General features: G+C 66.8%; 13 protein-coding genes and 1 pseudogene. 5 read left to right on the forward strand and 9 right to left on the reverse strand.

Translation table 11 applies throughout. The features are described from left to right. Positions 1 to 104: 104 nt before the first annotated feature. A complete protein-coding gene (locus AC5Y2L_RS00695) occupies positions 105 to 1,658 on the forward strand; it encodes a SulP family inorganic anion transporter (protein WP_499938540.1) in 1,554 nt (517 codons plus the stop codon). 13 nt (positions 1,659 to 1,671) lie between these two features. Here AC5Y2L_RS00695 and AC5Y2L_RS00700 read toward each other — a convergent pair whose 3' ends face one another. The 3 genes from AC5Y2L_RS00700 to grcC1 all read right to left on the reverse strand — a co-directional run bounded on the left by AC5Y2L_RS00700 (position 1,672) and on the right by grcC1 (position 3,913). Further along, positions 1,672 to 1,905: a helix-turn-helix transcriptional regulator gene (locus AC5Y2L_RS00700; protein WP_499938542.1), complete on the reverse strand. Its 234-nt coding sequence runs from the start codon at positions 1,903 to 1,905 to the stop codon at positions 1,672 to 1,674. A 61-nt stretch (positions 1,906 to 1,966) separates the two neighbouring features. Next, positions 1,967 to 2,821: a zinc metalloprotease HtpX gene (gene htpX, locus AC5Y2L_RS00705; protein WP_499938543.1), complete on the reverse strand. Its 855-nt coding sequence runs from the start codon at positions 2,819 to 2,821 to the stop codon at positions 1,967 to 1,969. Between the two features lie 84 nt (positions 2,822 to 2,905). Next, positions 2,906 to 3,913, reverse strand: coding sequence for a nonaprenyl/(2E,6E)-farnesyl/geranylgeranyl diphosphat synthase (gene grcC1, locus AC5Y2L_RS00710; protein WP_499938544.1), 1,008 nt, complete (start codon positions 3,911 to 3,913; stop codon positions 2,906 to 2,908). 21 nt (positions 3,914 to 3,934) lie between these two features. Here grcC1 and menJ point away from each other — a divergent pair, with 21 nt between their 5' ends. From menJ to AC5Y2L_RS00725, 3 genes are all read left to right on the forward strand, one after another. Beyond that, positions 3,935 to 5,155 carry a menaquinone reductase MenJ gene (gene menJ, locus AC5Y2L_RS00715; RefSeq protein WP_499938546.1) on the forward strand — a complete coding sequence of 407 codons (1,221 nt, stop codon included), beginning with the start codon at positions 3,935 to 3,937 and terminating at the stop codon, positions 5,153 to 5,155. Positions 5,156 to 5,281: 126 nt separating this feature from the next. Next, on the forward strand, positions 5,282 to 5,968 hold the full coding sequence (locus AC5Y2L_RS00720) for a class I SAM-dependent methyltransferase (protein WP_499938548.1): 687 nt from the start codon (positions 5,282 to 5,284) through the stop codon (positions 5,966 to 5,968). A gap of 24 nt (positions 5,969 to 5,992) precedes the next feature. Then, positions 5,993 to 6,331 (forward strand): DUF732 domain-containing protein, encoded by a 339-nt coding sequence (locus AC5Y2L_RS00725; protein ID WP_499938550.1) that lies wholly within the window; start codon positions 5,993 to 5,995, stop codon positions 6,329 to 6,331. A 6-nt stretch (positions 6,332 to 6,337) separates the two neighbouring features. On the opposite strand, the gene AC5Y2L_RS00730 is transcribed toward AC5Y2L_RS00725, so the two are convergent. Beyond that, positions 6,338 to 7,024 (reverse strand): demethylmenaquinone methyltransferase, encoded by a 687-nt coding sequence (locus AC5Y2L_RS00730; RefSeq protein ID WP_499938552.1) that lies wholly within the window; start codon positions 7,022 to 7,024, stop codon positions 6,338 to 6,340. Positions 7,025 to 7,116: 92 nt separating this feature from the next. Here AC5Y2L_RS00730 and AC5Y2L_RS00735 point away from each other — a divergent pair. Continuing rightward, a pseudogene (locus AC5Y2L_RS00735) lies at positions 7,117 to 7,404 on the forward strand (SDR family NAD(P)-dependent oxidoreductase); the annotation flags it as partial. Positions 7,405 to 7,499: 95 nt separating this feature from the next. Here the strand turns inward: AC5Y2L_RS00735 and AC5Y2L_RS00740 are convergent. The 5 genes from AC5Y2L_RS00740 to AC5Y2L_RS00760 form a co-directional block, all read right to left on the reverse strand. After that, on the reverse strand, positions 7,500 to 8,645 hold the full coding sequence (locus AC5Y2L_RS00740) for a glycosyltransferase family 4 protein (protein ID WP_499938554.1): 1,146 nt from the start codon (positions 8,643 to 8,645) through the stop codon (positions 7,500 to 7,502). Between the two features lie 66 nt (positions 8,646 to 8,711). Then, on the reverse strand, positions 8,712 to 9,230 hold the full coding sequence (locus tag AC5Y2L_RS00745; protein ID WP_499938556.1) for a DUF3592 domain-containing protein: 519 nt from the start codon (positions 9,228 to 9,230) through the stop codon (positions 8,712 to 8,714). 7 nt (positions 9,231 to 9,237) lie between these two features. Then, the gene (gene menD / locus AC5Y2L_RS00750) at positions 9,238 to 10,896 is read right to left on the reverse strand and encodes a 2-succinyl-5-enolpyruvyl-6-hydroxy-3-cyclohexene-1-carboxylic-acid synthase (protein ID WP_499938558.1); all 1,659 of its coding nucleotides are present in this window, start codon (positions 10,894 to 10,896) and stop codon (positions 9,238 to 9,240) included. A gap of 52 nt (positions 10,897 to 10,948) precedes the next feature. Next, complete coding sequence (locus AC5Y2L_RS00755; protein ID WP_499938560.1) at positions 10,949 to 11,374, reverse strand: type II toxin-antitoxin system VapC family toxin; 426 nt, start codon at positions 11,372 to 11,374, stop codon at positions 10,949 to 10,951. Then, positions 11,371 to 11,634: a type II toxin-antitoxin system VapB family antitoxin gene (locus AC5Y2L_RS00760; protein ID WP_499938562.1), complete on the reverse strand. Its 264-nt coding sequence runs from the start codon at positions 11,632 to 11,634 to the stop codon at positions 11,371 to 11,373. The genes AC5Y2L_RS00755 and AC5Y2L_RS00760 overlap by 4 nt, the downstream gene beginning before the upstream one ends. Positions 11,635 to 11,677: the final 43 nt, after the last annotated feature.

Below are 11,677 nucleotides of genomic sequence, written 5' to 3' on the forward strand. Positions count from 1 at the left end.
AAAGCTCAGCCGCGGTTTGTGTTTGCTAGTAAGCCAAGCATCGATACGAACGAACCTGGTGCGGGGCGGACCGTCCCCAGCAATAGCCAGCGGGGGATTTACCAATGCAGCCCACCGAAGAGCGGGACACTCCAGACCGAGAAGAGCGCACGTCGGCGACGTTAGCTCACCGGCTGAAATCAGTCGCGCAGCACGACCTGCCCGCGTCGATAGTGGTTTTCCTGATCGCGCTCCCGTTGTCCGTGGGGATCGCGATCGCCTCGGACGCGCCGGTGCTCGCCGGCCTGATTTCGGCAGTCGTCGGGGGGATCGTCGTCGGAACCATTGGCGGGTCACCGCTGGCAGTCAGTGGTCCCGCGAATGGGATGATGGTCGTTTCGGTGGGCCTGATCGCCCAGTTCGGTTGGCGGGTGACCTGTTTTATCACAGTGGCAGCGGGCGTTCTGCAGCTCATCTTCGGTATCAGCCGGATTGCGCGAGTGGTACTGGCGATCTCGCCTGTCGTTGTGCATGCGATGTTGGCCGGCATCGGAATCACCATCACCCTTCAACAAGTACACGTTTTGCTGGGCGGCGAGTCGCACACCTCATCGTGGGCGAACGTCGTTGAGCTGCCGGGCCAAATCATCGCCGCGCACAAGCCCGGAGCGTTCCTGGGATTGTTGGTGATCGCCATCATGGTCGCCTGGCGCTGGGCACCCGCCAAGTTGGCTGTCGTTCCAGGTCCGCTGGTAGCCATCGTGGTAGCGACCATCGTCTCGGCGGTATTCCCGTTCGACGTCGCCCGGATCACGCTCAAGGGGTCTCCCCTGGATGCGTTCCAATTGCCGGCCCTGCCCGACGGCAAGTGGGGCGCCGTCGCGATCAGCGTTGTCACCGTCGCCTTCATCGCAACCGTCGAGAGCCTGCTGGGCGCCGTTTCGATCGACAGAATGCACCAAGGGCCACGGACCAAGCTGGACCGGGAGCTGGCCGCGCAAGGCATCGCAAACATGACATCCGGGATGATCGGCGGCCTTCCGATCGCCGCCGCGATCGTTCGCAGCTCCGCCAATATTCACGCGGGCGCTCGAACCCGCGCTTCAACGATCATGCACAGCGTGTGGATCCTCGTTTTCACACTGTTTTTCGCGGGGCTCATCCAGCAGATCCCCGCTGCCGCGCTTGCCGGTCTGCTCGTTTTCGTCGGAATCAGGTTGCTGCAGCCGGCCCACATAGAAACCGCCATGCGCAACGGGGACCTGGCCGTATACGTGGTGACCGTCATCGGCGTCGTCTTCCTCAATCTCATGCAGGGCGTCCTGATCGGTCTCGCTTTTGCCATCGCACTGACCGCATGGCGGGTAATGCGTACAACTATCGAGGCCGAAGCTGTGGGTGACGAATGGCGCGTGGTCATCGAGGGGGCGTGCACCTTTCTCTCCCTGCCCCGGCTGACCCGGGTGCTGACATCTATCCCGGACGACAAGACGGTCACCGTCATCATGTCGGTCATCTACCTCGATCACGCCGCCCATGAGGCGATCGCGGACTGGCAGCGCCACCACCGCGCCGCGGGAGGGACCGTTCATATCCAAGGCGGAATCCATACCGGCAACCACGCTCGCCGGACGATGCACGATCTGGTCGACCACGAGGGCCCCGAAACGTCGGCCTAGGGTAGCGCCGAGACTAATGCGAGGACTCAACCTCGATGCTGAGATGCAGCCGCTTGCCGCATACCTTTGCCAGCCGCGCCAGCTCGTCGACGCGCGGCACCTCGGCTCCGCTCTCCCAGGCGGCCACCGCCTCCTGGCTCGTGCCGAGCGCAGTGGCCAGCTCGGCCTGGGTCATATTCGCACCGACGCGCGTCTCGAACACCAAATCGGGCAGATCCAATGACAGTCCGGCTTCGTGGATATCCATTGATTCAGGGTTGGGCATTGAAACCACAGTAGAGTCCGCCGAGCAGACGCAAAAGCCCGGACTACCCGCGCGCCATCGCCTCCAGACGACGGATGCGGTCCTCGATTGGTGGGTGCGTCGAGAACAACGACGACATCCGCTCACCCGCGCGGAACGGGTTGGCGATCATCAGGTGCGCCTGGCTGGCCAGCTGCGGTTCGGGCGGCAGCGGGGCCATCTGCACGCCGCCGGCGATCTTGCGCAGCGCCGACGCCAGGGCCAGCGGGTCACCGGTCAGCACGGCACCCGATTCGTCGGCCTGATACTCCCGTGATCGCGACACCGCCAGCTTCACCACCGTGGCCGCGATGGGGCCCAGCAACGAAACCAGCAGCAGCGCAAAGGGATTCTCGCCATCGCGGTTGTCGCCGCCGAAGAACATCGCTATGTAGGACAGCGCGGTGATCACCGACGCCAACGCGCCCGCGACGCAGGAGATCAGGACGTCGCGGTTGTAGACGTGCGACAGCTCGTGGCCCAGCACGGCGCGCAGCTCTCGTTCATTGAGCAGCTGCAGGATGCCCTCGGTGCAGCACACCGCGGCGTTGCGCGGGTTGCGCCCGGTAGCGAACGCGTTGGGGGCGTTGGTGTAGCTGATGTACAGCCGCGGCATCGGCTGGTGCGCGGTGGTGGCCAGCTCCCGCACGATGCGATACATCGTCGGCTCCTGCAGCTCGGAAACCGGCTGCGCGTGCATCGCCCGCAACGCCAGCTTGTCGCTGTTGAAATAGACGAAAGCGTTCATTCCGACGGCGAACAGCACCGCCAGCCACATCATCGTCGGCCCGAACAATCGGCCTACGAACACGATCAACGCGGACATACCGACCAGCAGGACGAACGTCTTCAGCCTGTTGGCATGGGGATGCCAGGTCATCAGTGTGTCCTCCTACGAACACCTGGGTCTTTTCGCATTACAGCTAATCAACGCCCGGGGTCGCCGCTGAGGTTCCGCCGGCTCTCAGCCGTGCCGGCTGACCGTGTAGTCGACCAGCGCTTCCAGTGCGCGCCGACCGGGGCCGTCAGGCAATAAGGCCAGTTCGTAGCGTGCCTTCGCCGCATACTCAGCCAGCACTTCCTTGGCCTTGGCCATGCCTCGCGACGCCCGCAACAGCGTCAGCGCCTCGAGCACCTCCGTGTCGTCGTCGACGGGCCCGGACAGCAGCGAGCGCAGCCGCTCGGCCTCGGGCCCGGCATCGCCCAGCGCATACAGCATCGGCAGGGTATGTACACCTTCACGTACGTCGGTGCCGGGCAGCTTTCCGGACTCCTCGGAGTCGCTGTCGATGTCGATGATGTCGTCGGAGATCTGGAATGCGGTGCCCACATAGCCGCCGAGCCGGCTCAGCCGTTCGACGTGTTCGTCGTCGGCGCCGGAGAACATGCCCCCGAATTTGCCGGCGGCGGCGATCAGGCAAGCCGTCTTCTCGTACACCACCTTCAGGTAGTGCTCAACCGAATCGACCCCGTCGGCCACCCCGCGGGTTTCGCGCATCTGGCCGGTCACCAGCTGGGCGAAGGTGTCGGCGACGATCCGCACCGCCTCCGGCCCCAGCCGCGATACCAGCCGCGACGCCGTCGCCAGCAGATAATCGCCGGCCAAGATGGCGACGTTGTTCCCCCAGCGCACGTTCGCCGTCGGCGTGCCCCGGCGCACCTCGGCCTCGTCCATCACGTCGTCGTGGTACAGCGTCGCCAGGTGGATCATCTCGATGACCGCGCCGGCGAGCGTCACCTCCCAGGCGTCCGGGTTGGGCCCGCTGTGCGCGGACAGCACGGTGAACAGCGGCCTGAACCGTTTGCCGCCGGCCTTGAACAGGTGCAGCAGCGAATCGATCATCACCTCGTCGGCGCTGCGCAGCTCGGTGTCCATGAGCTGCTCAATCCGCGCGACACCGTCCCGCACGGTAGCGGCGAATGCGGCGTCGCCGAAGTCCACGCCCGCCACCACCGTCGCCGGAGTCCCCACCCGACCAACATACTGGTGAATATGAAGAGCAGCGCTGACGTGGTGGTCGTGGGCGCCGGACCGGCCGGATCGGCGGCGGCGGCCTGGGCTGCGCGGGCGGGCAGCGACGTGCTCGTCATCGACTCGGCCGGCTTCCCCCGTGACAAGGCCTGCGGCGACGGACTCACCCCGCGCGCGATCGCCGAGCTGGAACGGCTGGGCCTGGGCGACTGGCTGAACGGCCGTATCCGGCATCGCGGCCTGCGGATGAGCGGATTCGGCGGCGAGGTGGAGGTCCGATGGCCCGGCCCGTCGTTCCCGTCGTACAGCAGCGCGGTGGCCCGCGTGGAACTGGACGACCGGATCCGCAAGGTCGCCGAGGATTCCGGGGCACGCATGCTGCTGGGCACCAAAGCCGTTGCGGTGCATCATGATTCGTCTCGGCGAGTGGTTTCGCTGACGCTGGCCGACGGCACGGAGGTGGGTTGTCGGCAGTTGATCGTCGCCGACGGCGCCCGGTCTTCGCTGGGCCGCAAGCTGGGCCGGCGATGGCATCAGGAGACGGTCTACGGCGTCGCTGCCCGCGGCTACCTGACCACGCCGCGCGGCGACGAGCCGTGGCTGACCTCGCATCTGGAACTGCGCTCCCCCGACGGGGCGGTGCTGCCGGGCTACGGCTGGATTTTTCCGCTGGGCGACGGCGAGGTGAACATCGGCGTCGGGGCGCTGTCGACCACCAAACGACAGGCCGACCTGGCGCTGCGGCCGTTGATCTCGTATTACACCGACCTGCGCCGAGACGAGTGGGGTTTCGACGGCCCGCCGCGGGCGGTGTCGTCGGCGTTGCTGCCGATGGGCGGCGCGGTGTCTGGGGTGGCCGGGCCGAATTGGATGCTGATCGGCGACGCGGCGGCCTGCGTCAACCCGCTCAACGGCGAGGGCATCGACTACGGCCTGGAGACGGGACGGTTCGCTGCCGAGCTGCTGGACTCGCGCGATCTGTCGCGGGTATGGCCGTCGCTGCTGGCGCACCACTACGCGCGCGGGTTCTCGGTGGCGCGCCGGCTGGCGTTGTTGCTGACGTTTCAGCGCTTCCTGCCCGCGACCGGGCCGGTGGCGATGCGCTCGACAAGGCTGATGACGATTGCCGTGCGGGTGATGGCCAACCTGGTCACCGACGACGACGCCGACTGGGTGGCCCGGATATGGCGGGGCGGCGGTCGCGCGTCGCGGCTGATCGACCGTCGTCCCCCGTTCAGTTAAGGGTGGCGAACCTGTGACGAGCAGACGCAAAATTGCCTGAAAACGGCTAATTTTGGGTAATTTTGCGTCTGCTCGCCGGTATCAAGGTGATTGACATATATCAAGCGGGTTGATATACAGGACGGTATGACTGAACTTGACTTTGAATTCGAAACGGCATATCGCGGCGAATCCGCCCGACTCGGAGAGGGCGTGCGGCCGCCCTGGAGCCTGGGGGAACCGCAGCCCGAACTGGCTGCCCTGATCGAGCAGGGCAAGTTTCACGGCGACGTGCTCGACGCCGGCTGCGGGGAGGGCGCCATTTCGCTGGCGCTGGCCGAACGAGGGCATACCACCGTCGGCCTGGACATGTCTCCCACCGCCATCGAGCTGGCCCGTCGTGAAGCGGAGCGACGCGGCTTGACCAACGCGAGCTTCGCGGTGGCAGACATCAGCGATTTCAGCGCCTACCCGCCAGGTTCGGCGGGTCGGTTCAACACCATCGTGGACAGCACGCTGTTCCACTCGATGCCGGTCGAGCTCCGCGAGGGATATCAGCAGTCGATCGTCCGGGCGGCCGCGCCGGGCGCGTCGTACTTCGTGCTCGTCTTCGACAGAGCGGCCGTACCGGAAGGCCCGATCAACGCGGTCACCGAGGAAGAGCTGCGCGAGGTGGTCTCCAAGTACTGGGTCATCGACGACGTCAGGCCGGCGCGGCTGTACTCGAAGTTCTCTCCCGAGTTCGGCGGCCTGCCACCGATGTTCGACGTCCGCGAAGAACCCAACGGCTTCAGCTCTGTCGGCGGCTGGTTGTTGACGGCGCACCTGGGCTGATACTGCCGGTGTATAGTCCCGCTAATGAAGGGCATGAGGCTGGCTACCATCGGTGCCACGGCGGCCGCTGCGATCGCACTAGCCGCGCCGGCATTGGCTGACGACTACGACGCCCCGTTCAACGCCCAGCTCCACCAGTACGGCATCTACGGCCCCCAGGACTACAACGCCTGGCTGGCCAAGATCAGCTGTGACCGGATGGACCGGGGTGTAGACACCGACGCGTACAAGTCGGCCACGTTCATCCAACGCAACCTGCCGCGAGGCACCACCCAGGGTCAGGCGTTCCAGTTCCTGGGTGCGGCGATCGACCATTACTGCCCCGAGCATGTGGACCGCCTGCAGCAGGTCGGGCATCAGTAAGGACCGCTAGGCCTTGACGGCGGCGTGCAAGGCGACGATGCCGCCGGTCAGATTGCGCCAGCGCACCGCCGACCATCCGGCCTGTGAAATCTGGCGCGCCAGGGTGGGCTGGTCCGGCCACGCTCTGATCGATTCCGCCAGGTACACGTATGCCTCGGGGTTGCTCGACACCGCCTGGGCCAGCCGGGGCAGCGCCCGCATCAGGTACTCCTTGTAGACCGTGGCGAACGCGCGGTTGGTCGGGGTGGCGAACTCACACACCACCAAACGGCCACCGGGGCGGGTGACCCGGGCCATCTCGCGCAGCGCTTTGCGGTGGTCGACGACATTGCGGAGTCCGAAGCTGATGGTCACGGCGTCAAACACGCCGTCGTCGAATGGCAGCTTGGTGGCGTCGCCAGCCACCTTCGGCACCGTTCGCGCTGCCCCCGCCGCGAGCATTCCGACCGAAAAATCCGCTGCCACGCACCATGCGCCGGATTTCGCCAGCTCAACCGTCGACACGGCCGTGCCCGCCGCCAGGTCGAGCACCCGGTCGCCGGGGCCGATCCGCAACGCTGCGCGGGTGGCTCGCCGCCAGTAGCGGTCCTGACCGAGCGAGAGCACGGTATTGGTGAGGTCGTAGCGACGGGCCACACCGTCGAACATCGACGCGACGTCGCGAGGGTCTTTGTCCAGGTCCGCGCGACTCACCAGGAAGACGCTACCTTGGGCGGCCGTGGGCGCTTGCGTCGAGGTTTGACCTTCGCGGGAATGCGGCGACGGCGACGACGTTGAAACACTGCGTGAGCGAAAAGGTTTGGTTTATCACCGGTACATCGCGTGGGTTCGGCCGGCAGTGGACGATTGCGGCGCTGGAGCGGGGCGACAAGGTTGCCGCGACGGCACGCGATGCCGCGACGCTGGACGACCTGGTCGACAAGCACGGGGACGCCCTGTTACCCATCCGGCTGGACGTCACGGACCGGGCAGCGGACTTCGCGGCGGTCAAGCAAGCACACGAACATTTCGGCCGGCTGGACGTCGTGGTGAACAACGCCGGTTATGCCGAGTTCGGCTTCATCGAAGAGCTCTGCCACTGCAACTGGCCAAGGCGGAATACGAGAGCCGGCTGCGTAATTGGGAGCAGTGGCAGCCGGTCGCCGAATTGGCTCAGGGATAAGGCGGCCTACGCGGATCGCCGCCAGGAAAGCCGTATCCGTGCGGCCGGTGACATGACCGCGTCATAGTGGCCCAGCAGCTCGTCGCAAATGACCGGCCAGCTGCGCCCGAGCACGCTGCGCCGCGCGGCGGCTGCATAGCCGCGGCGTTCGGAAACCAGATGGTTGACCGCAGCGGGGAGTCGTTGCTCGAAATCGTTGACCGGCAACAAAATTCCGGTGCGGCCTGGTGTGACGAGGTCGCGTGGTCCGCCGGCGTCGGGGGCGATCACCGGCAGCCCCGACGCCAGCGCTTCCTGCACGACCTGACAAAACGTCTCGTGCTCACCGGTGTGCACGAAGACGTCCATGCTGGCATACGCCGTGGCGAGTTCCGCGCCATACAGCGCACCCGTGAAAACCGCTGTGGGCATTGCGGATTGCAGCTTGCCCCGGTCGATGCCGTCGCCGACGATGACCAGTTGCACCGCGTCGCACGCCGCCAGCACGGCCAGCCGTTCGACATGCTTCTCCGGTGCAAGCCGACCGACGAATCCGACGATCGGCTTACCCCGCGGCGACCACCGTCGTCGCAGCGCCTCGTCCCGCGCCGACGGCGCGAAGCGCAGCACGTCCACCCCGCGCGCCCATCGGTGCACGCGCGGAAACCCTTGGGCGAGAAGCGTTTCCATCGTCGCACTGGACGGAGCCAAGGTGCGGTCGGCGAGGCCGTGCAAATGGCGGAACCACGCCCATGCGGCCCGGGCAGCCATCGGAATGCCATAGCTCGCGGCGAATCCTGGTACGTCGGTTTGATAGACCGCCACCGTCGGCACCCCCAGCCGGCGCGCCGCGCGCAGCCCGCCATAACCGAGCAGCGCGGGCGATGCCAGATGGACCACGTCGGGATTGAATCCGCGTAGCACACCGACGATTCGCGGTGTTGGCACACCGAGCGGCAGGGTGGTCACCTTGGGAAACATCCGGGCCGGCACCCGATGAACTCGCACACCGTCGTGAATTCGCGGGGCACGGGGCTCACCCGGCGGGTTGTCGGGCGCGATCACCAGGGCTTCATGCCCGGTTCGGCGCAGGTGCTCCAGTATCCGCAGCACGGAGTTGCTGACGCCGTTGACATTCGGAAGAAACGACTCGGCGACGATCGCAACGCGCACGCCACCACGGTCGCAGCACTAACTGTCGACAAGATTGCCGACGGGCATACGGCGCGCGAAATCTCGTCAGGTTGCCGTGCTGGGCGTGCCGGTTGATCGACGGTCCAGCCGCCGGTCCACCAGGGCGAGCATCACCAGCACAGCCGCGGCGCCCAGCCAGCAGACGACGGCGATAGAACCCGCCGGGATGATCGCCAATCCCGCGTTGCGGTGCTGCACCCGGACCAGGTTCGGGTCGTTCTTGTTGTACTCGACGTAGATCCGCATACCCGTGGCCAACTCGGACGGATACAGCACTCCAAGTTCGGGTCGATAGGTCACCCGTTCCGGGGTGACGAACTCGATGGTGGAGCGCCGCGGCCCAGCGCTGAGCACCTCCGCTTGCGCCACTCCCATGTTGTGTTTGATCGCCAAGTCGTTACGCCAGGCGCCGGCCACCAACAGCACCGACTGCAAGGTGACCAGACCCGTCACGATCAGGACCGCGATCCGGGCCCACCGCAGCACGATCCGGGCGCGGGTTTTCGGCGGCTCGTCCGTACGGCCGTGGATCAGCATGCGCAGCAGCAGTTTCGGCGACTTCATCGCGCCCTCATAGCGCAGCCTTGATGGCGGCGTGCAGGCCGCGCAACGAAGACCGGTCGGCCTTGACTTCCAGCACCCGCATGCCCGACGCGGGTTCGTCGAGGGCCGTTGCGAGCTCGTCGACCTCGATCTGTCGGCTCTCCACGTGGTAGGCGCGGCACAACGCGCCCACGTCGACGTCGTGCGGGGTGCCGAAGATCCGCGATGACACGTCGGAGAACCTGGGGTCGCCCTGTTCGAGTAGCTCGAAGATGCCGCCGCCGTTGTCGTTGGACACCACGATCGTCAGGTGCGCCGGTGTCGGCTCGGTGGGGCCGATCAGCAGCCCGGAGCTGTCGTGGACGAAGGTCAGGTCGCCGATCAGCGCTACGGTGCGGGCGGGGCTGTCCGGCCCACCCGTCCGCTCATGCGCCAAAGCCGCCCCGATCGCGGTGGAGACGGTGCCGTCGATGCCCGCCACGCCGCGGTTGGACCGCACCAGGATGCCGTCGGTTTTGAGGCCGACCAGGGCCGCATCGCGCACCGGGTTGGACGCGCCGAGCACCAGCTGGTCGCCGGGCCGAAGCGCGTCGGCCACCGCCGCTGCGACGTGCAGACCCGTGGTCAGCGGGTGTGCGGCGAGCTGGCCGCGAACCGCCGCTATCGCGTGCCGGTTCATCTCCGCGCAGCGGCGCAGCCAGGCCGGGTTCGGCGTCCCGGTAATGACAGCGCGAGTCCCGGTGGCCTGCGAGTTGCCCGAGACGTCGGGCCAGCGCGGCCCGGTGGTCAGCGCGTACACGGGCACTTTGGGGTCGGCCAGCAGCGCCGACACCGGCCGGTGCAACGTGGGGCGGCCCAGCATGATCACCTGCCTGGGGCGCAGCAGCGTCAGGGCCAGCGGGTGCAGGGGGTTGCCGCCACCGGGGGGTGAGGGTGCCGTGGGCTCGGCGACGGTGGGCAGCTGGGCCAGGTTGGGATGCACGCCCGCGCCGTGCCCGGCGATCACGACGGTGTCGGCCGACAGGTCGATGTCCAAGGGCTGATCGAAGCTGACCGGCGGCGTATGCGTCCACGGCTTGCCGCCCGGCCGGCCCGGCGGAGTCGGCGCGCCGTGCGGTTCGGGATCGGGCACCAGCGGCTCGCGCAGCGGGACGTCGAAATGCACCGGCCCGGCGTTGGCGGTCCGGGCACCGGTGGCGGCCACCAAGACCCGGCAGGTGGCCGAGCGCCAGGTCGCGTTGAGGGCATCCAGCCGCTCCGGCGCGTCCTCCGCGAGGCCCAGGCTGATGGTGGCGCGTACCTGGGTGCCGAAATAGCCCAGCTGCTCCATGGTCTGGTTGGCCCCGGTTCCCAGCAATTCGTAGGGCCGGTTGGCCGACAGCACGATCAACGGCACGCGCGCGTAGTTGGCCTCCACCACCGCCGGGCCCAGGTTGGCCACGGCGGTGCCCGACGTCATCGCGACGCAGACCGGCGCGCCGGCCGCAATCGCCAGCCCGATGGCCAGATAGCCCGCGGTGCGTTCGTCGATGCGGACGTGCAACCGGATCCGGCCGGCGCGGTCGGCGTCCTGCAGCGCGAATGCCAGCGGCGCGTTGCGCGAGCCGGGGCACAGCACCACGTCGCGGACGCCGCCGCGGATCAGCTCGTCGACGACAACGCGAGCCTGTGTCGTCGAGGGGTTCATCAGTACAGGGTGTCATAACCGCGGCTTGCGCCGGTGGGAGCCGACATCACGCTCAGCGATTTGGCGAGGTTGGCCAGTAGCCGAGGACGCCTCCGTCGAATTCGAGATCTGTGTGAGGGAAGTCTTCGCCCACCGCCAGCAGCGGCTCACCGCTCACGCGCGCAGCCGCGTACGTCATGCAGTCACCGAAGTTCAGCCCCGCTGCGTGCCGTCCTTTGCCGAATCGGGTGAATGCTTGCAGCGCGGGAACGACATGGTCTTCGGTGTAAGGGGTGACGCTGATATTGAATTCCGCGCGAAGCCGCTCGTAAATGGTGCGACCGGTTGGTCCGAATCGGCTGGTGAGCACGATAAGGCATTCGGTTGCGGTGGGCGCAGCAATGACCGGATGCCGGTCGCGAATCAGCGCCGCGACGACATCCGTTGCCGTCGGCTCGTTTTGGGCAAGTGCGATGATGGCCGAGGTGTCGACGATCACGCGTTGAATCCGCGCTCGTCGTAGCCAAGGATGTCTTCTCGGTCCTTCTTGGTTATGGGCGTGGAATGTGCTGTGAGCGGCCAGATTTCGCAGCGGAGCATCTCGATGGCCTGATCGAGACGCTCGTGGTTTCGCGATTCGAGCAGCGCGAGTTGCGTCCGGAGAGCGTGGCGGATGGCAGCGGTCTTGTTGATCTTCAGGCGGGCCGCAAGTTCGGTGGCTAGGCGTTCGGTCTCCGCGTCCTTGATGTTCAATGCCATTAAGTAAGAATACACCTGCTAAAGGTGTAATCTACCGTTCCGG

The organism is Mycobacterium sp. NGS66 (genome assembly GCF_059812225.1).

What these genes read in the sequence shown, in the direction of transcription:
- AC5Y2L_RS00695 (WP_499938540.1), top strand. Translation starts at nt 105, where the DNA reads ATGCAGCCCACCGAAGAGCGGGACACTCCAGACCGAGAAGAGCGCACG.
- menJ (WP_499938546.1), top strand. Translation starts at nt 3,935, where the DNA reads ATGAAGAGCAGCGCTGACGTGGTGGTCGTGGGCGCCGGACCGGCCGGA.
- AC5Y2L_RS00745 (WP_499938556.1), bottom strand. Translation starts at nt 9,230, where the DNA reads ATGAAGTCGCCGAAACTGCTGCTGCGCATGCTGATCCACGGCCGTACG.
- AC5Y2L_RS00760 (WP_499938562.1), bottom strand. Translation starts at nt 11,634, where the DNA reads ATGGCATTGAACATCAAGGACGCGGAGACCGAACGCCTAGCCACCGAA.
- AC5Y2L_RS00700 (WP_499938542.1), bottom strand. Translation starts at nt 1,905, where the DNA reads ATGGATATCCACGAAGCCGGACTGTCATTGGATCTGCCCGATTTGGTG.
- menD (WP_499938558.1), bottom strand. Translation starts at nt 10,896, where the DNA reads ATGAACCCCTCGACGACACAGGCTCGCGTTGTCGTCGACGAGCTGATC.
- AC5Y2L_RS00725 (WP_499938550.1), top strand. Translation starts at nt 5,993, where the DNA reads ATGAAGGGCATGAGGCTGGCTACCATCGGTGCCACGGCGGCCGCTGCG.
- AC5Y2L_RS00720 (WP_499938548.1), top strand. Translation starts at nt 5,282, where the DNA reads ATGACTGAACTTGACTTTGAATTCGAAACGGCATATCGCGGCGAATCC.
- htpX (WP_499938543.1), bottom strand. Translation starts at nt 2,821, where the DNA reads ATGACCTGGCATCCCCATGCCAACAGGCTGAAGACGTTCGTCCTGCTG.